This window comes from Sulfoacidibacillus thermotolerans (assembly GCF_003144315.1).
Taxonomy (GTDB): domain Bacteria; phylum Bacillota; class Bacilli; order Alicyclobacillales; family SLC66; genus Sulfoacidibacillus; species Sulfoacidibacillus thermotolerans.
The window spans coordinates 39507-56976 of sequence record NZ_MPDK01000017.1 but is presented as its reverse complement, the minus strand read 5'-3'; the positions used below and the strand labels follow the sequence as shown (position 1 = coordinate 56976).

Annotated in this window: 21 protein-coding genes, 1 riboswitch and 1 other annotated feature; of the genes, 19 read left to right on the top strand and 2 right to left on the bottom strand. The window is 45.6% G+C overall.

The features are described 5' to 3' along the window. Positions 1 to 249: 249 nt before the first annotated feature. The 16 genes from BM613_RS10140 (at position 250) to BM613_RS10060 (ending at position 13216) form a co-directional block, all read left to right on the top strand. Positions 250 to 618, top strand: a complete 369-nt coding sequence (locus tag BM613_RS10140) for a DUF6788 family protein (protein WP_109431066.1) — start codon at positions 250 to 252, stop codon at positions 616 to 618. Then, on the top strand, positions 615 to 1784 hold the full coding sequence (locus tag BM613_RS10135; protein ID WP_109431065.1) for an NAD(P)/FAD-dependent oxidoreductase: 1170 nt from the start codon (positions 615 to 617) through the stop codon (positions 1782 to 1784). The genes BM613_RS10140 and BM613_RS10135 overlap by 4 nt, the downstream gene beginning before the upstream one ends. A 127-nt stretch (positions 1785 to 1911) precedes the next feature. Further along, positions 1912 to 2149: a binding site (T-box leader), on the top strand. A 51-nt stretch (positions 2150 to 2200) separates the two neighbouring features. After that, positions 2201 to 4822: an alanine--tRNA ligase gene (gene alaS, locus BM613_RS10125; RefSeq protein ID WP_109431063.1), complete on the top strand. Its 2622-nt coding sequence runs from the start codon at positions 2201 to 2203 to the stop codon at positions 4820 to 4822. A 155-nt stretch (positions 4823 to 4977) separates the two neighbouring features. Continuing rightward, a complete protein-coding gene (locus BM613_RS10120) occupies positions 4978 to 5238 on the top strand; it encodes an IreB family regulatory phosphoprotein (RefSeq protein ID WP_109431062.1) in 261 nt (86 codons plus the stop codon). Further along, complete coding sequence (gene ruvX / locus BM613_RS10115) at positions 5235 to 5663, top strand: Holliday junction resolvase RuvX (protein WP_109431061.1); 429 nt, start codon at positions 5235 to 5237, stop codon at positions 5661 to 5663. Before BM613_RS10120 ends, ruvX begins: the two co-directional genes overlap by 4 nt. Beyond that, positions 5653 to 5928, top strand: a complete 276-nt coding sequence (locus BM613_RS10110) for a DUF1292 domain-containing protein (protein ID WP_109431060.1) — start codon at positions 5653 to 5655, stop codon at positions 5926 to 5928. Before ruvX ends, BM613_RS10110 begins: the two co-directional genes overlap by 11 nt. Further along, positions 5928 to 7028: an endolytic transglycosylase MltG gene (gene mltG, locus BM613_RS10105; RefSeq protein WP_109431059.1), complete on the top strand. Its 1101-nt coding sequence runs from the start codon at positions 5928 to 5930 to the stop codon at positions 7026 to 7028. The genes BM613_RS10110 and mltG overlap by 1 nt, the downstream gene beginning before the upstream one ends. 69 nt (positions 7029 to 7097) lie before the next feature. Further along, a complete protein-coding gene (gene sigK, locus BM613_RS10100; protein WP_109431058.1) occupies positions 7098 to 7793 on the top strand; it encodes an RNA polymerase sporulation sigma factor SigK in 696 nt (231 codons plus the stop codon). A 77-nt stretch (positions 7794 to 7870) separates the two neighbouring features. Next, complete coding sequence (locus BM613_RS10095; protein WP_109431057.1) at positions 7871 to 8440, top strand: YqeG family HAD IIIA-type phosphatase; 570 nt, start codon at positions 7871 to 7873, stop codon at positions 8438 to 8440. Further along, positions 8437 to 9543 (top strand): ribosome biogenesis GTPase YqeH, encoded by a 1107-nt coding sequence (gene yqeH, locus BM613_RS10090; protein WP_109431056.1) that lies wholly within the window; start codon positions 8437 to 8439, stop codon positions 9541 to 9543. The genes BM613_RS10095 and yqeH overlap by 4 nt, the downstream gene beginning before the upstream one ends. 65 nt (positions 9544 to 9608) lie before the next feature. Continuing rightward, positions 9609 to 10454, top strand: a complete 846-nt coding sequence (gene aroE, locus BM613_RS10085) for a shikimate dehydrogenase (protein ID WP_181363049.1) — start codon at positions 9609 to 9611, stop codon at positions 10452 to 10454. 12 nt (positions 10455 to 10466) lie between these two features. After that, complete coding sequence (gene yhbY, locus BM613_RS10080; protein WP_245926348.1) at positions 10467 to 10778, top strand: ribosome assembly RNA-binding protein YhbY; 312 nt, start codon at positions 10467 to 10469, stop codon at positions 10776 to 10778. A 4-nt stretch (positions 10779 to 10782) separates the two neighbouring features. Continuing rightward, complete coding sequence (gene nadD, locus BM613_RS10075) at positions 10783 to 11379, top strand: nicotinate-nucleotide adenylyltransferase (protein WP_109431053.1); 597 nt, start codon at positions 10783 to 10785, stop codon at positions 11377 to 11379. Beyond that, positions 11376 to 11945, top strand: a complete 570-nt coding sequence (yqeK, locus tag BM613_RS10070) for a bis(5'-nucleosyl)-tetraphosphatase (symmetrical) YqeK (protein WP_181363048.1) — start codon at positions 11376 to 11378, stop codon at positions 11943 to 11945. Before nadD ends, yqeK begins: the two co-directional genes overlap by 4 nt. A 39-nt stretch (positions 11946 to 11984) precedes the next feature. After that, positions 11985 to 12335 carry a ribosome silencing factor gene (gene rsfS, locus BM613_RS10065; RefSeq protein ID WP_109431051.1) on the top strand — a complete coding sequence of 117 codons (351 nt, stop codon included), beginning with the start codon at positions 11985 to 11987 and terminating at the stop codon, positions 12333 to 12335. Positions 12336 to 12373: 38 nt separating this feature from the next. Beyond that, positions 12374 to 13216 (top strand): class I SAM-dependent DNA methyltransferase, encoded by an 843-nt coding sequence (locus tag BM613_RS10060; RefSeq protein ID WP_181363047.1) that lies wholly within the window; start codon positions 12374 to 12376, stop codon positions 13214 to 13216. Between the two features lie 9 nt (positions 13217 to 13225). On the opposite strand, the gene mntR is transcribed toward BM613_RS10060, so the two are convergent. After that, complete coding sequence (gene mntR, locus BM613_RS10055) at positions 13226 to 13684, bottom strand: transcriptional regulator MntR (protein WP_181363046.1); 459 nt, start codon at positions 13682 to 13684, stop codon at positions 13226 to 13228. 207 nt (positions 13685 to 13891) lie between these two features. Here mntR and BM613_RS10050 point away from each other — a divergent pair, with 207 nt between their 5' ends. Next, positions 13892 to 14566, top strand: coding sequence for a ComEA family DNA-binding protein (locus BM613_RS10050; RefSeq protein ID WP_109431049.1), 675 nt, complete (start codon positions 13892 to 13894; stop codon positions 14564 to 14566). An 85-nt stretch (positions 14567 to 14651) separates the two neighbouring features. On the opposite strand, the gene BM613_RS10045 is transcribed toward BM613_RS10050, so the two are convergent. Beyond that, positions 14652 to 15332: a C40 family peptidase gene (locus BM613_RS10045; RefSeq protein ID WP_181363045.1), complete on the bottom strand. Its 681-nt coding sequence runs from the start codon at positions 15330 to 15332 to the stop codon at positions 14652 to 14654. Positions 15333 to 15336: 4 nt separating this feature from the next. After that, positions 15337 to 15471, bottom strand: a riboswitch (cyclic di-AMP (ydaO/yuaA leader). 75 nt (positions 15472 to 15546) lie between these two features. On the opposite strand from BM613_RS10045, the gene BM613_RS10040 reads away from it, so the two are divergent. Together BM613_RS10040 and BM613_RS10035 are read left to right on the top strand one after the other, a co-directional pair. Then, positions 15547 to 17238: a ComEC/Rec2 family competence protein gene (locus tag BM613_RS10040; protein ID WP_109431048.1), complete on the top strand. Its 1692-nt coding sequence runs from the start codon at positions 15547 to 15549 to the stop codon at positions 17236 to 17238. After that, complete coding sequence (locus BM613_RS10035) at positions 17239 to 17466, top strand: hypothetical protein (protein ID WP_109431047.1); 228 nt, start codon at positions 17239 to 17241, stop codon at positions 17464 to 17466. Positions 17467 to 17470: the final 4 nt, after the last annotated feature.

The window sequence follows — 17470 nt, the reverse complement described above, 5'->3', positions numbered from 1 at the left end:
AACCGCCGTATGCGGACCCGCATGTACGGTGGTGTGAGAGGTCGGGGGCTAGCCGCCCCCTCCTACTCGATTATTTCGGGTGTTGAGTTCTCTTTATGAGGTTTTTTTCTCTTAAATGTTAAATTTTTATGTCATACTCCTACCTTTTAAATCGTTATGTTTACAGTTTGTCTTCTTGTATATCGCCCCTTTTACGCTTACAATGCTTGTGTGACATACAAGAACATACAAGAATGAAGGTGAATCACCTTGGCTCTTCGCATAGGTGGATGGAGCCTCAGTCAGGTTTATCGCAAGTGTGGGAAACCTTTTTGTCGAACCTGTTCAGAAGGGCGTGGTCATGGTCCGTATTGGTATGGTACGCGTACGGAAAATGGCAAACGAACGTCCAAGTATTTTGGGGCCACTTTGCCGGAGTTCCCGGAAAATCAAAATGACATAAAAGCGTGTGCACATGATCAAGATACAGAAGAAATTGTCCGTTTGCGTGAATTACTTGCACGTGCATATACAGAAATTCAAACGTTACGTCGAGAAAATGCCCGTTTGCGAGCGATGATGCTGGATACATTTCAGAAAGAAGAAACAAGTGAACATACACGGGGGCGAAAAAGATGAAGAAGGTAACGGTTTTGGGTGGGGGAATCGCTGGCGTTGAAGCGGCGATTTATTTGCGAAAGAAAAATTTTGAGGTCACTTTAATTTCTAATCGTGACTATGATTATATTTATCCAATCTCGATTTGGATCCCGACTGGGGAAAAGACGTTGGATGACGTCAGTATTCCCTTGGCAAAATTAGCTCGTCGACATGGGTTTCAGGTAATTGTGGATGAAGTGATCAATGTGCGAGCGAGAGAAAACAAAGTATTGCTGAAAAATCAAGGAGAATACACCGATTATGATTATTTAGTCATTGCAATCGGTGCAAGTAAATTGAAGCCAGAGGGTGTAGAACATACTTTGTCGGTTTGTGGTGATCCGAAAGAAGCAGTGATGTTAAATGATCGCTTAGAAGATCTGGCAGAGAGGGGTTATGGAAAAATTGCCGTTGGCTTTGGCGGCAATCCCAAAGATCCCTCGGCTGTTCGCGGTGGGCCGGCATTTGAAGTTATGTTTAATTTTCATCACTTTCTTACAAAAAGACAGTTGAGAGATCAGTTCGACCTCACTTTTTTTGCGCCCATGGAGAACCCAGGTGCCCGAATGGGAGATCAGGTTGTCGTTGGAATGAATAAAATGTTTAAAAATCTAGGCATAGATACAAAGTTTGGAAAGAAAATCACGCGTTTTGTTCCAGATGGAGTCATTTTCGAAGATGGATCAAAATTGGAAAGTGATTTAACGATGTTTATATCAGCGGGGACTGGTCATTATGCACTAAAGGATTCTGATCTTCCGCTGTCTGAAGCTGGATTTATAAAAATAGACGATTATTGTCAGGTGGAAGGGTTCGACAATGTGTATGCGATCGGGGATGCAGCAGCTTTAGGTACAACGGATTGGGAAGCGAAACAAGGTCATGTGGCTGAAGTCATGGCCCGTAATACCGCACATAATCTTGCTACTCGCGAGGCAGGTGGAAGTGATTTCCTGGGATACAAAGAACATCTGAGTATTCTTTGTGTGATGGATAGCGGGAATGGTGCGGTTTATGTGGAACGCGATTATAAGCGTGCAAAGATGAAATTTATGCCGATCTATGGGCATTGGGTGAAAAGAGGTTGGGGAATGTATTACAAGTTGTCAAAGATGAATCGAATTCCTCGTTTGCCGGGGATGTAGCGTAAATTTTAGATCGTTCAAAAGGAGAGAGTGGCAACTTATATTGCACAGTTGCGACTCTCTCCTTTGCACGATTTTATGTGTACGGTCACTTGCGCCAACGAGTCGCATTTGCTATACTCCAACTCAAATGGCGATGCAGGACAAGAGTACTTTCTAGCCCACGTTCAGAGAGTGAATTGCGCATTTGCTGAGAGGGTTCACACGTGAAGAAGAAAGGAAGCCAGTCCGAAGGCTGCACGGAGCAGAACGTGACGGATGCGCCCGTTAACGCGCGCAGAGTGGTGTCGACAAAAGGCAGAATCGCTACGATCTGTTGCGTTGACATAATGAGGGTGGTACCGCGTGAGTCTCACGTCCCTTTTGAGGACGAGGGGCTTCTTTTGTTTTAGGACGAGATGCAGGGGGTTATTGAAGTGAAAGGCAGTGAATTGCGCAGAAAGTATGTCGAGTTTTTTCGGGAAAAAGGGCATGATATCATGCCAAGCGCTAGTTTAGTTCCGCAAGACGATGCTTCACTTTTGTGGATTAACAGTGGAATGGCTCCCTTAAAGAAATATTTTGATGGTCGTGTCGTCCCTGCGAATCCACGTATGACAAATAGTCAAAAGTGCATTCGCACGAATGATATTGAAAATGTTGGGAAAACTGCACGCCATCAAACGTTTTTTGAAATGCTCGGGAATTTTTCTATTGGCGATTATTTTAAGCGCGAGGCCATTCATTGGGCATGGGAGTTTTTGACCGATCGTCTTCACATCGCGCCGGAACGATTATCAGTAACAATTCATCCGGAAGATGATGAGGCATTTCTAATTTGGCATCGAGAAATCGGCATTCCTGAAGAGAAAATTTTACGCGTTGAAGATAATTTTTGGGATATCGGTGAAGGTCCGTGTGGTCCTAACTCGGAGATTTTTTTCGACCGCGGTCCAGGGGTTGGCTGTGGCCGTGAAGACTGTGATGCTGCATGTGATTGTGATCGCCATTTAGAAATCTGGAATCTCGTTTTCAGCCAATATAATCATAACCCAGATGGTTCCTATACCCCTCTCCCAAAGAAGAATATTGACACAGGAATGGGGCTTGAGCGAACTGCCTCTGTGTTGCAAAATGTAGCAACAAATTTTGATACGGATCTCTTTCGACCTATTATTGATCGAGCGGCAGAACTGATTGGTGTGCGTTATGGAAGTGTGTCAGATATTGATACAAAGCTAAAAATTATTGCCGATCATGTTCGTACAGTGGCTTTTTCGATTACTGATGGGGTGTCGCCTAGTAATGAGGGGCGTGGGTATGTGATTCGCCGTCTACTGCGCAGAGCCGTTCGCAGTGGAAAACAACTCGGGTACAATCAGCCGTTTCTCTACCGTTTGGTGCAGGTCGTCGGTGAGATCATGGAAGATTATTATCCTGAGGTCGCACAGAAACGACAATACACTGAACGCATCATTCGCATGGAAGAGGAGCGTTTTTTTGAAACGCTAAGCGAAGGGGAAGCATTACTGACAGATGTGATCACACGTGTAAAAGCACAACAGGGGTCGGTAATTTCCGGTCCACAGGCTTTTAAGCTGTATGACACGTACGGATTCCCGATTGATTTGACAGAAGAAATTGCAGCAGAAAGTGGACTTCAAGTCGATCGCGAGGGGTTTTTGCAAGCACTCGAAGAACAGCGTGTACGCGCACGCAACGCGCGCCAGGAAGTCGACAGTATGCAGGTGCAAAGTGAAGTGTTGCATGAGCTGACCGTTTCTAGCGAATTTGTCGGATACACAGAATCTGTAATTTCAGCTAAAATTGAATGGATGCTTGTAAATGGAGAACAGGCCACATCTGCACATCTTGGTGAGCGTGTAAAAGTTGTGCTCGACCGAACCCCATTTTATGCGGAAAGTGGAGGACAAGTAGCAGATCGTGGAATGCTGATACATCCCGACTTTGAGTTGCGCGTACTTGACGTGCAAAAAGCTCCACACGGTCAGCATGTCCATGACTGCGAAGTAGTGATGGGCACCGCAGTGATCGGTGAGACAGTCACAGCCGCAATTGATGTAAATGCGCGTGCTGACATCACAAAGAATCACACCGCTACTCATCTTTTGCATAAAGCGTTGCGCGAAGTGCTTGGGGAACATGTAGCACAGGCGGGTTCTCTTGTTTTGCCCGAGCGTCTACGCTTTGATTTCTCACATGTCGGGTCGTTATCGCGTGCCGAATTGGAACAAGTAGAGCGACTAGTGAATGAACAAATCTGGCGTGATGAACCGGTAACGATTGAGGAAATGGGGCGAGAGGAAGCAAAGTCCCTCGGCGCAATGGCACTCTTTGGAGAAAAATATGGGGACATCGTGCGGGTTGTAAAAGCGGGCACCTATTCAATTGAATTATGTGGAGGTTGTCATGTGAATCGCACAGGGCAAATTGGCCTCTTCAAATTGGTGCAAGAAGGCGGAATTGGATCGGGAGTTCGTCGGATTGAGGCGGTGACGGGGAAACACGCCTATGAATTCGTGGTTGCTGAAGAAAGACTCTTGACGACGGTTGCAGATTCTTTGCGTTCCAGTATTATACAAGTGCCACAGCGGATAGAATCACTACTAGGGCATGCAAAGCAGTTGGAGCGTGAGGTCGAATCGCTTACAGGTAAGCTTGGAAGTCTCGAAGCGCTACAGTTACTCGAGCGTGTTGAGCCGATGCCAGGCGGTTCGATGCTTGTCGCCAAACTTCAGGGCTTAGATGTCGATGGACTTCGTGTCATTGTCGATGCTCTAAAAGCGCGCAAGCAAGATTTGTTGATGATCTTAGGCTCTGCAAAAGAGGGGAAAGCTGCATTTGTCGTCTATGTACCCAAGGAATTGCAAGCTAAAGGATTTCATGCAGGGAAACTGGTAAAAGAAGTGGCGGCAATCGCGGGAGGATCAGGTGGAGGTCGTCCTGATTTAGCGCAGGCAGGAGGAAAATTGCCAGAACAACTTGATGCAGCACTTGAAACAGCGCGAAAATTACTTGCTGCACAGGTGACACAATAGTGCGGGGAAAGTTTAGCAATTGAATTTTTTCATGCGCTTTGTTTTTGCAAAATGGCATTTGCCGTGAAATTGCGCTTGCAAAAGAGGATTTCACGGCAAGTGTGTGGAATATAGCGAGCGTAAAGAGATCAGCATCGCGAAGGGGGTTTGCCCATATGTCTTCATTTGAAGAAACGATGCAATTTCGCCTTCGGCCTGATGAGCCGAATCGTGCAGAGCGCGCGCTGATGTTAGCTTATGATGCGTTGACTGAGAAGGGGTACAATCCGATTCATCAGATTGCGGGGTATTTAATTTCTGGGGATCCTGCTTATATAACTAGCTATAAAGATGCGCGTGATGCGGTTCGAAGGGTGGAGCGGGACGAGTTGATTGAGGAGCTTGTGCGGGCCTATTTGGCGGCCCGATTGTCATGAGGGTACTTGGCATCGATTATGGTGACGCGCGGATTGGGATTGCATTAAGTGATCCGCTATGGCTTACTGCGCAAACCTATGAAGTCATTGAACGAAAAAAAGTGGATGATCCGATTGCTCGTATTGCTGAAATTATTTCGGCTAATGATGTCGGATTGCTTGTTGTGGGATTACCTGTGCATATGAATGGATCGCTCGGTGAACGGGTAGAACAAACAAAGGCGTTTGCACAGGAATTGGAACGAGTCACAGGACTGCCGATAGCGTGGATTGATGAGCGACTGTCTACGGTTAGCGCAGAAAAATTGCTCATTCAATCGGATGTGCGTCGGGACAAGCGCAAAAAAGTCGTAGATAAGGTTGCTGCTGCACTCATCCTGCAGACGTATCTCGAGTCTAAGGGGAGAACACAACATGATGGATGAATTGCTACAAGGACATGTTGTTCTAGTAGACGATGAAGGGCAGGAAGAGCCGTACCGCGTGTTACGCGTGATTGAGATGAATGAACGTCATTATGTCGTTTTGCAGTCTGAACAGGATGCGAAAGAAGAACCACTCATTTTTCGAGTGGAAGGGGACATTGAGACTGACGCAATTGAATTTGTTGGGATTGAAGATGATGATGAGTGGGAAAATGTAGCGGAGGCGTTTGATACGATTTTGTTTGAATTGGACGACCAAAGTTGATGTGGAATGCTCGTCTAACGACAGGAACCGTTCGCCGCGTGATGATTATTCTCGGGGTGGCAATTCTCTTCTTGTTTCTTTTGATCGCTGGATTTTTTGGCGTGATCAATTGGATTGCACATCAACCGAATGGAAAACCCGGTCAGAGCCAGTGGATCAACGTGCGACCGGGAATGTCTAGTGTAGATATCGCAGATGTCTTAACCGCTCATGGTCTCATTCAAAGTCCATTATGGTTTCGCCTCTATTTGTTTATCACTCAACAAGGTGCAGATCTACAAGCCGGGCATTATAAATTCCAATCTGGCATGACGATCGCGCAAGTGGTACATGAGCTAAAACAAGGTGCTGCACAATATAATACGGTGCGCGTGACGATTCCTGAAGGCTTCACAGTTCGCCAGATTGCCACTGTTTTAGCGGCAAAGAAAGTTTGTTCCTATGCTTCATTTATGTATGCTGTGCAACATGATCAGTTTTCTTACTGGTTTATAAAAGCACTTCCGCATAACCCAGCAATTCGTGATCGATTGGAAGGGTATTTATTTCCGGATACGTATGACTTTTTACTTGGCGAATCACCAAAAGACGTACTAAATGCGATGCTAGGCGAGATGAATCAAGTATTAACGCCAAAGCGTCTCCTTGCTATGCGGCAAGAAGATTTGACATTAACACAAATGTTAACGATTGCATCGATGGTTGAGCGTGAAGCAAAGTTAAATCGCGAGCGTCCATTGATCGCAAGTGTCATCTTTAATCGCTTGCATCACCATCCTCCAATGCGTTTGCGCATTGATGCGACCGTACTTTATGCGATTGGCGATCCTTCTATTTTGCCAGCTTCTGCATTCACGGTGAACAGTCCCTATAATACGTATGTTGATTATGGGTTGCCGCCGGGTCCAATCGCCAATCCAGGTCTTGCTTCGATTGAGGCAACTTTGCATCCAGCAAAAACCGATTATTATTATTATGTCGCAAAGGGAAATGGCACTGGAGCGAGCTACTTTGCAACAACATACCAACAACAATTAGCAAATGAAGCAAAAAGACAGCAAAATCTCGCAAAACGGCAACAGAATCATACAGGCAATTAAGTCATAGAGCTCCACATGTTTACTGTCCCATGCGCATACAATTTTTCGCAGCGCAAAGGAGGTTTACGAATGGGGCTCTTGACCATATTGGCGATGCTCGTGCGGGAGTTATCCGTCTTTGTTTCTTTCGTAAAAAACCATACCTTTCCTCAGCCGTTGACGCATGAGCAAGAAGAACAAGCGATTTTAAAGATGCAAGAGGGCGATGAGTCTGCTCGCAATCTGTTGATTGAACACAATTTGCGACTTGTAGCACATATTGTAAAGAAATATGACCAAGGAAAAGAAGATGCAGATGATTTGATCTCAATTGGGACAATCGGGCTTATTAAGGGGATCCAAACATTTAAACCTGAGAAAGGGGTTCGCTTAGCGACTTACGCTGCACGATGCATCGAAAATGAAATTCTCATGCACATGCGGGCATTGCGAAAAGTGAGCAAAGACGTATCCATTCACGAATCAATTGGACAAGACAAAGAAGGCAATGAAGTCTCTTTACTAGACATTCTAGGCAGTGAAGAGGAAGAAATTGTAGAGACAATCCAATTTCGCATGGATCGTGATCGTATTTATAACGGTCTAGCGGTTCTCGATCACAGAGAACGACAGATCATCTGGGCGCGTTTTGGGCTTCCCTATGGAACAGAAAAGACGCAGCGGGAAATCGCTCGTGAACTTGGGATTTCGCGTTCTTATGTTTCTCGCATTGAAAAGCGTGCGTTGCATAAATTGCAAGAGCAATTCATGAAAACAGGGAAGTGAATACGTAAACAGAAAAAGTGTTTTGCATCGCTATTCTGCCTGTGATACGATGAACAACATCGAAATGGAAGGGCGGGATGTCGGTGTTCGGTTCACTGCAACCGCGCGAGTATGTGACATCGATCTATCACATCCACCTCGAACGGTTATGGCAAAATGGCATGCGCGGGATCATCACTGACTTAGACAACACGTTAGTGGAGTGGAATTCCCCACATGCGACAGAGAAATTGATCGCATGGTTGTTGCATGTGCAAAAACTTGGATTTCGCATTTGCATCTTGTCAAACAACGATGCGCTGCGCGTGTCAAATTTTGCGCGTCTTGTTGAGATTCCTGCCTTGCATAAGGCGCGCAAACCGCGTAGGCGGTCTTTTTATACAGCGCTTCAACTCTTAAAAACGACGCGAGAGGAAACGGCAATGATTGGAGATCAACTATTTACGGATATCCTAGGGGGGAATCGGATGGGACTCTATACAATTTTAGTGGAGCCGATACATCCGCAGGAGTTTGCGGGTACGCGTTTGGTGCGCGTCGCCGAAAAGTTGATTTTGCGTGGGAAAAAACCGAATATGGCGCAAGCAGAATATTTTTCGTTTGATGTTTCAGGAGTCGCCAAAGAAGGGGAAGAATTTCATTCATGAGTATGGTTTGTACGGGTTGTGGCGCACCACTGCAAATGGAGCGTGAAGGAGAAAAAGGGTACATTACAGGGGACGCTTTTATGCGTGAATTTCCACTGTGTCAGCGGTGCTATCGAATTAAGCATTACGGTGAGATTACGCCTGCAAGTGTCACAGAGCAAGATTACCGAGCAGCTGTAATGCGAGCATTAGAGCGACCTGCGGTTGTGCTGTATGCAGTAGATCTATTTGATTTTAATGGCAGCGTCGTTCGGGGGTTGCAAGGTGTTTTGAGACAACATGAAGTGATTTTAGCGGCGAATAAATTTGATCTCTTTCCGTTGCGCACAAATCCCGATCGTGTCCGTAGTTGGTTATGGCGCGAGGCTAGGCGCCATGAACTTGAGCCTGCAGAAGTGTTTGTCGTAAGTGCCAAATCGGGAGGCGGAGTACAATCGCTATTTGATCGATTGCGACGCGATGCACGGGACAAGCCTGTGGTTGTAGTTGGAATGGCAAATGTGGGTAAATCCTCTTTATTAAATAAAATTTTGCAGTTGAGTGATCCGGAAGAGGGACAATTGTATACTACGAGTCCATTCCCTGGAACTACATTGGGCGCGCTCGCTTTTAAAATGGCAAAAACGGGTATGACTGTGATCGACACACCAGGATTACTTGGGACTCATCGACTTCAGGATCGTGTATGTACAGATTCGCTCAAACAAATTCTTCCTAAACAGCGAATACGGCCTCGGGTTTATCAATTACATGCTGGACAAACGCTGTTTTTAGGGGGATTGGCGCGACTCGATTTTGTGTCAGGCAATTCTCAGTCCTTTGTCGTTTATGCAGCCAATCAACTGGTTGTTCATCGGACAAAACTGGAGAATGCTGATGAACTTTATGAGCGCCAACGCGGTCGACTTTTAAATCCTCCGTGTTCCTCTTGTGATCCTACCTTGCAGCAGTTGGTTGTGAAGAAAATGGGCTTTAAAGAAGGGCGGCCTGTCGATGTGGTGATTCCGGGGCTGGGATGGATTCGATTATCAGGAGCGGCAGTTGATTTGCGTTTGCATACCCCCGCGCAGATTGAACCTGCTGTGCGTCCGGCTTTAATTTAAAATTGCTGAGTAGAAGGAAGGATTTTAGCATTTTTGGCACAAATTCTGTCTAGGGGGGGATTCAGTTGCCAGATTTACTTTGTGTACTTGGCCATCCAATTGGGCACTCGCTTTCCCCTATTATGCATAACGCTGCGATTGCAGATCTGCAAAAAGACGCTTTGTATGTAGCGATTGATGTGGAACAAAAGCAGTTAGGGCAAGCGCTTCAAGGCCTGCGTGCACTGCGTTTTTTGGGAGCGAACTTAACGATTCCACACAAAGAATTAGCTATGCCATGGCTTGACGAGATGTCTGATCGCGCGCGGCGGATTGGTGCTGTGAACACGATTGTACGTGATGGGGAGCGATTGATTGGAGACAATACGGACGGTGCTGGGTGGATTCAGTCTGTGAATCGACAATTGAACGTCTCACTCTCTGGGAGTAAAGCATTGATTCTTGGTGCGGGCGGTGCCGCACGAGCTATTGGTGATGCTTTGCTACAAGCAAATTGCGAGTCGCTTACCGTGGCGAATCGCGAAGTGCAGCGAGCAAAGCGACTGATTGCACATTTTCAGCAGTGGTCGCCCAAAGCAAAACTGCGAGCGATTGCCATTGAGGAAATAAACACAGAAGCAATCGATGTGCTAGTCAATACGACACCTGTGGGGATGTATGGTCATTTAGAGGGACTGTTGCCCATTCATCAGGAGTTGATTCGTCCCAATATGATCGTTAGTGATCTCGTGTATCGACCCCTAGAAACTCCTCTTTTGCAAGCGGCAAAAGCGCGCGGTGCACGTGTACACGGTGGTCTTGGCATGCTGATCGAACAAGGGGCTTTGGCATTTTCACAGTGGTTTTCGGAAGATCCAGCGATTTCTGTGATGGAACAAGCGGTACTTGCGTTTTTAGCGAATCATCCATAAAAAGTGATAGAAATGGTGGTTGACATGGGGCTTTCAGGGAAACAAATGAGGTATTTGCGAGCGCTTGCACATCCACTTCAACCGATTCTTCAGATCGGAAAAAGTGGTGTGACGGAACAGGTAGTAGACCAAATTGGGTTAGCACTTGAAGCGCGTGAGTTAATTAAAATCTCAGTTTTAAAAAACAGTGCGGTCACTATAGAGGAAGCGGCGCAGTTGATACAATCTATGACAAAGGCAGAGATTGTGCAGACGATTGGACGGACACTGATCGTGTATCGTCGTTCACAGGATCATCGTACGATCGTGCTGCCGCGCGCTTGATCGTATGCGAATTGGATTATTTGGAGGAACTTTTGATCCACCCCATGTAGGCCATTTGATGATCGCGCAAATTGCTAGTGAAGCAGCACAATTAGATCGTGTGGACTTTATTCCTGCTGCCATGCCGCCACATAAGTTGTTTCAAGTCATGACGGATGCCTCCGTGCGTCTGGAGATGGTGCGATTGGCAGTTACAGATTTTGCTGACTTTGATGTCAATCCTCTTGAGTGCGAACGTCCTGGACCTAGCTATACAGTGGATACAGTACGTGCATATCGCGAACGCTATCCTCAAGATGAATTGTTTTTGCTTCTTGGTGAAGATATGTATAACGATTTTGCTCAATGGAAAGATGCTGCATTAATTGCAAAAGAAGTAACCCTGATTGTTGCTCCGCGTCCGGAACAGTCTATGCAAGACATGAAAAGAGAATCACCAAAACATATCTCAAATGTAAAGGTCATTCATCTTGAGATGCCCGCTTTAGATCTCTCAAGCTCCTGGTTGCGCAAAAGATTAGTGGCTGGCTTGCGTGTGGACCCTTTGTTACCACGAGAAGTTGCAAAGTGGATTGCAAAAACGGGGGTGTACAATTCGTGAAGGATTGGTCTTCAATCGTCTCTCAGCGCTTATCCCAAAAACGTTATGTGCATGTACAAGGGGTTGTACAGACAGCTCATACGCTGGCATTACGCTATGGAGTGGATGAACAAAAAGCCGTGACGGCAGCGTGGCTGCATGATATCTTTCGCGAATTAGGACCATCTGAACTCAAGCGTTTAGCACAGGAGGTAGACTTTCCGTTGCCTGAATCTGACCCTGTGACATGGCATGGTCCTGTAGCTGCCGCACGTTTAGCACTTGATTTTGGCGTGACTGACGATGAAGTAAAAGAAGCGATTGCTTGGCATACGTTGGGCCATCCAAAAATGTCTAGTGTGGCTCAAGTCCTCTATGTGGCAGATGCGATCGAGCCATTGCGAACGTATCCTGAAGTAGCGAATTTGCGCGCTGCTGCAACAGTCAGTTTGGCTTATGCGGTCGCTCGCGTCGCAGATTCATCGATTTTGTTTTTATTAGAACGGCATTTGCCGATCGCGATTCAAACCATTGAAATGCGCAATCAGTTTTGGAAAAGTATAGACGTAACGAACGGAAAAGCGTAGAGTAAAATGACAAGAAAGACACCATTGGGAGGTTTGCGCATGCGCGATCAGTCGAGGGAGTACGCTAAAGTGGCTGCAGATGCAGCGGAGGACAAAAAAGCGAATGACGTTGTCATTCTCGATATTCGGGAGTTATCTGTCATCGCCGATTACTTTGTAATCTGCAGTGCAAATTCGCGTACTCAAGCGCAGGCGATTGCCGATGCAATTTCAGAGCGATTAGAATTACGCGGCATTCGATGCAAAAGCATGGAAGGTCACGATGAAGGAAAATGGGTATTACTTGATTTCGGAGATCTTATTGTGCATGTTTTTCAAGAGGAAGAACGCCGCTTTTTTGATTTGGAGCGCTTATGGGGAGACGCACCTCGTCTCTCACTCTCTGTATAGCGTGGAATTGGATTGAATGGAAAGGGAGTTGCAAGAGGGTGTACGAAGCTTTTTCAAGCGTCTATGACGACTTGATGCGAGATGTTCCTTACGATCAGTTTGCTGCACTCTTTGAGCGCGCTACAGAGTATGTTGGCTCTTCGTTTGTGCGGGTAATTGATCTTGGATGCGGCACCGGCGTGATGATCCCGCATTTATTGCGTCGGTCCCGCACAGTCATAGGCGTAGATCCATCGGCTGAGATGCTTGCTGTTGCAGCCCAAAAGGTTGGGAATTACCGTCAGCGCGTGTCTTTTGTGCAGGCAACTGCCGCGACTTTGCCTAGTGAAGGAGTCCAGGCAGAGTTTTGTGTGTCTTTTTGCGATGTGTTGAATTATGTTTTAACTGAAGAAGAATTCCTCGCATCTTTTCGCTCGATTGCACGTGCGTTATCAAAGAATGGGCATTTTTTGTTTGACTTGCATACCCCATATAAAATTTTGCATGTTTTAGGGAACCAAGTCCACTATGACATCTCAGACCATCAAGCGGCCCTGATGACAACGTCTGTAGACGAGACAAGACTTCTTGTGGCTTATGATCTGACGGTCTTTGACAAAGCCAAAAACGGCCTGTATAGGCGTTTTGACGAACATCATGAGCAACGAGCGTATTCGCTTTTTACTGTGCTAAGAGCGCTTTTTGAAGCAGGATTTCGCAGTGTTCACCTCGGCGCAGACGGCTCTCTTTTTATGCACGTGCCTCCTGTAGATCTAAGCCTGTTTGCGACAGATACAGAGAATGAGCAAAAAAAAGAGATACAGAGTCTGGAGCAACAGTTTCAGCTTGAATCGGCACAACGCTGGTTTTTCTTCGCGCACCGCGAGAATGGGGAAGTCTGATGCACGACCTTACGTTTGATCATTCGAAGGGTCGGTGTCGGGCTTAGCAGGCTGAGGTGGTTTATGATTATGATGAGCGAATGCTGTTAGATATTCAGGATGGCACTGAAAAAAATCGACGAGATTTGTTAGGGCTTTTACAGTTTGCGGACTGACATGATGTTCAATCCCTTCGACGTCTACCTGGATCGTTTCCTCGGCAATTCCAAGCATCCGCAGAAGTTCTTCGAGCATGGAGTGCCTTTGCTTCATCGCTCTCCCCATCTGCTCTCCAGATTTCGTAAGAATGATCCCGCGATATTTTTCATAGGTGACATATTCTTGTTCGTCTAATTTTTGGATCATCTTGGTTACTGAAGAGGGTTGCACAGCGAGTGATGTTGCAATGTCAGAAACGCGTGCGTATCCCTTGTCCTTCATCAGTTCATAGATCTTTTCTAAATAATCTTCCATACTAGGCGTAAGCATGCAGTCGCCCACTTTCACTGAGATTCTGCATTATTGTACTACATCTGTTCGGAGAATGCATAAAGATGAGCAGGATTCTCTAGGGAACGGACGTGTGACTGGCAAAACGCATACTTATGCAGTTGCATATTAGCGGATGGTAAAAAGGAGAATGCTTGCTAACTGCGAACAGCTTTATTTGAAATATACGCGGTTGGAGGCGAGAATGTGCAAAATGTAATTTTTAAGAAAGGATTTGTTGCTTTTCTATTTGGAGCGATCTTATTGATGGCCTGGCTGAATTATTTCATCCATGGAATAAATATTTTTTCTTTCCGTAAACAAGAAACTGCACGTGTGTCACAAGCTGTTGAACGACAAACTGCATCTTCCCAAGTACAGCAGAAACGAACACAAACAAATCCGTCAGATTTGATGACCGTGTACATAATTGGCGCGGTGCAAAGACCTGGATTGTATCATCTGCCGCTTGATGCGCGGATAGATGTTGCACTGAGAGCTGCGGGAGGACCGACTTTGGATGCAGATCTTGCCGCAATTAATTTGGCGGCTGTTGTAGAAGATGGTATGGAAATTGTGATACCGAGTTTACATCAGGGATCAACCGTCGCAGGAACTTCTGCATTTGCAACCGTGACCACGTCTCAGGCAATCATACATCCACGAAAAAAAGGAAAGCTGCAAGAAGGGGAGCGGATCTCACTCAATCGAGCGAATCTGCAAATGCTTATGGAGATACCTGGGATTGGAGAGAAAAAGGCTGAGCGTATTTTGATGTATAAAGCGTCTCACGGTGCATTTACATCGCTTTCTCAGTTGCGCGAAGTGCAAGGCATGGGGGAAAAATTGTTGGCGAAAATTTTCCCCTATCTTACCTTATAAAATAAAAGGGACAACCATAAGAGCTTGGCTCCATATGGTTGTCGAGGATCGATTTATGCTTGAAAATGAAGTCTTGCTTTGGAACTTAATTGAATAAACTTCTTGCCGTTACATAGCGGCTGCTCCAGTAATAGGGATTGTTAATATAATCAATCTCTACATCAGTGCTTGCCGCGTTAATAAACTTGCCTTGTCCAATGTAAATCCCTACATGGGAGATACCGTCCCCCATGGTATCAAAAAAGACCAGATCGCCCGGTTGCAGATTCGCTTTATCGACATATGTACCTACAGTCGCTTGTGCGGCAGCTGTACGGGGAATATCAATGCCGAATTGCTTAAAGACATATTGCGTAAAGCCAGAGCAATCAAAACCGGAAGGACTTGTACCGCCCCACACATAAGGGTCACCTAAATATGCGAGTGCCTTGTGTACGATTTTTTCGCCAAGGGCATGAGACGCATCGACCTTGATGTCGTAAAAAGTAGAATACGTCACAGCGGCATTTGAACCAAGGTGATGCTCTTTCTTGTATGTGATGACAGCTTTCGCTGTGCGGGGCCCAAAATAATCTGTCTTTCTCACTGATTTAGGATACACATGGAGTACCTGTAAATCAGTTTTTAATGTTGCAACGGCTGATCCTTTTACACCAGGCTTCATAATGACTTGACTGGTTGATGCAAAGGCTGGATTCGCCAAAAGCAAAGTTGCAGCTGTCGTCCCTAAAATGGATAGGGATGCAACCCATGTAGATATGCGCAATGAATAGGCCCCTTTCGTCTGCCTCCGAGGTTAGTTGACGGGTTAGGGCTGAAAGGTTGCCCCTCTGAAGATCAGATTCACCCCATGGTGTTGCGTCCCCCGTACCGGTCAGAGTCACCGGATTCGGCAATTTCGCTCTTGGCTAAGATTCTATCAGTTACGACATAGACTGACAAGGATAAATTTGCTCAACAGGGGATGGGGAGAGCGCGTCTTGTATCGACTTGTAGCGATTGCGGGAATGGCGTTTTGTGTCGGAGTGGTGATTGATCTAAAGGGACTTTCTCCGTTCTTTTTCATTTTTATCGGATGGGGAGGGTTGCTTCTTAGTTTTGTTGCAGTCCTTGTGCAAGTAAGGTGTAAACAGTCTGGGATAGATAAGGGAAGTCGGATCACCCCAAAAAATTGTCTGTCATTACGTGTTTGGAGTGTAAACAGTAGACAATCAAATATTTCTAAATTGCAGGTTACACGGTCTGTATGGATATTTAGTTTACTTCTAGTTATTGTGATGGGAATTGGCATGGCGGTATCTTCTTATGAGCGAGGGATTCATGATCGAGCAGTATACTCGGTTCTTGATATGGCTAAGGAGAACTCTGGTGGACTTGAGGCAATGATTGAGATTGATGGAGAATTGGAAACTACTACAAAGGAGATTCAAGTCCCTGGCAAGCTGCTTGCTATTTATTCCGACTCCGGACTACAGCGTTTACCGATGCCTGTTATGCTCTGGTTAAAGATCTATCGCTCCAGTAACAAGAAGGTACCTTTGCACAGAAGCGCTACTCAGGAAATCGAACACTATTACGTTCAAATGGGAACTTTGCAACCGTTTGATGTCCTAAATGTGTATGTGCGGATCAAACAAATCCCGCCTGGCCCATTTGCAACGGCATTACTGCGCAAACACATCTTTCTGCTTGGTGAAGCATCAGTGTATGGGGTTGGATCGGTATCTAGATTAAGAGAAACGTTTGATTTAGGCGCTTGGCAAGGGATTGTACTCAATGATATTACAAGGCGTGTGCAGGATGCTTATGGGAATATGGCAAGTAGTTTGCTTTTGTCGTTTGCATTAGGTGATCGTACAAATGTCGATCGTTCTGTACTGCAAGTGTTTACTGCACTTGGAATCATTCATGCGGTGGTCGCTTCAGGTGCGACCATTCGGATGACGGTTGCACCGCTTGTAAATAGATTAAAAAAGGTATTAAGGGGGCAATTGGGGTGGTATCTCACGGGCCTTATCAGTATTATTTTATTGTTTTTTGGCGCAGGTTTTGCTCCGCCAGCAGTGCGTGCAGGTATCGTTTATGGATATGAATTGACTGCTTCGGTATTCCAACGTCCACACGATCGATTAACAGCCAATGTAATTTCTTTAGTTTGTCTTACAGTATGGATGCCACAATTGCTTTTTGATCCTGGCGTGATTTTATCATACGGTGCGGCGGTGACCTTAGTGTTGTTGCCAAAACAAATCGAGAATCGCATCTTATATTTTATAAGGTGGAAATTTGCTCGTCATATACTAAGTCGTGGTATTGCAGGTCAAATCGGTATCTCGCCTCTGGTTATGGAAGAGTTTGGTCAATTCCCGTATTTTTCTTTATTTATAAATATCTTTTTATATCCCATATTAGAATGGATCATTCCTTTCTCCTTCCTCTTATGTATAGCAGCTTGTCTAAATCCAGCAGCTCTAGCTTACAGTAAACCGACGTTTGAGACAGTCGCTACTTTTTTTCATATGCAAATCCTCGCTTTGCATGGCAGAAGTTTATCGCTATATTTTACAAAGCCTCCATTGTGGATACTCATAGCATATTATGTTGCGATTTTATTCATATTTATACGTCCAGCTCGGTATACTTCCACAATAGAGCGCGAATACTTTTCATAGATGCACGATTATGCATTCTATCCTGTGGAAGGTGATGGGATGATATCCATAGAGACGCCAGACCTTGAACTGCTGGCGGAAAAATTGATTGCTGATGCATTTCAATTTCGTGATAATGCAAACTTTAATACTCTGACAATCGTTCTTCAGACTACTGCTGAACTTGCGAAATATCTGAAAGAACGCGAGGAGGCGCTTCAGTGGAGCCATCGTCATCTTTTTCGCTAGTGTG

Excerpts from the sequence above, each read along its gene's own strand:
- BM613_RS10035 (WP_109431047.1), top strand. The coding sequence starts at position 17,239 with ATGCACGATTATGCATTCTATCCTGTGGAAGGTGATGGGATGATATCC.
- BM613_RS10120 (WP_109431062.1), top strand. The coding sequence starts at position 4,978 with ATGTCTTCATTTGAAGAAACGATGCAATTTCGCCTTCGGCCTGATGAG.
- BM613_RS10095 (WP_109431057.1), top strand. The coding sequence starts at position 7,871 with ATGTCGGTGTTCGGTTCACTGCAACCGCGCGAGTATGTGACATCGATC.
- nadD (WP_109431053.1), top strand. The coding sequence starts at position 10,783 with ATGCGAATTGGATTATTTGGAGGAACTTTTGATCCACCCCATGTAGGC.
- rsfS (WP_109431051.1), top strand. The coding sequence starts at position 11,985 with ATGCGCGATCAGTCGAGGGAGTACGCTAAAGTGGCTGCAGATGCAGCG.
- sigK (WP_109431058.1), top strand. The coding sequence starts at position 7,098 with ATGGGGCTCTTGACCATATTGGCGATGCTCGTGCGGGAGTTATCCGTC.
- yqeH (WP_109431056.1), top strand. The coding sequence starts at position 8,437 with ATGAGTATGGTTTGTACGGGTTGTGGCGCACCACTGCAAATGGAGCGT.
- mntR (WP_181363046.1), bottom strand. The coding sequence starts at position 13,684 with ATGCTTACGCCTAGTATGGAAGATTATTTAGAAAAGATCTATGAACTG.
- BM613_RS10135 (WP_109431065.1), top strand. The coding sequence starts at position 615 with ATGAAGAAGGTAACGGTTTTGGGTGGGGGAATCGCTGGCGTTGAAGCG.
- mltG (WP_109431059.1), top strand. The coding sequence starts at position 5,928 with ATGTGGAATGCTCGTCTAACGACAGGAACCGTTCGCCGCGTGATGATT.
- yhbY (WP_245926348.1), top strand. The coding sequence starts at position 10,467 with ATGGTGGTTGACATGGGGCTTTCAGGGAAACAAATGAGGTATTTGCGA.
- BM613_RS10110 (WP_109431060.1), top strand. The coding sequence starts at position 5,653 with ATGATGGATGAATTGCTACAAGGACATGTTGTTCTAGTAGACGATGAA.
- ruvX (WP_109431061.1), top strand. The coding sequence starts at position 5,235 with ATGAGGGTACTTGGCATCGATTATGGTGACGCGCGGATTGGGATTGCA.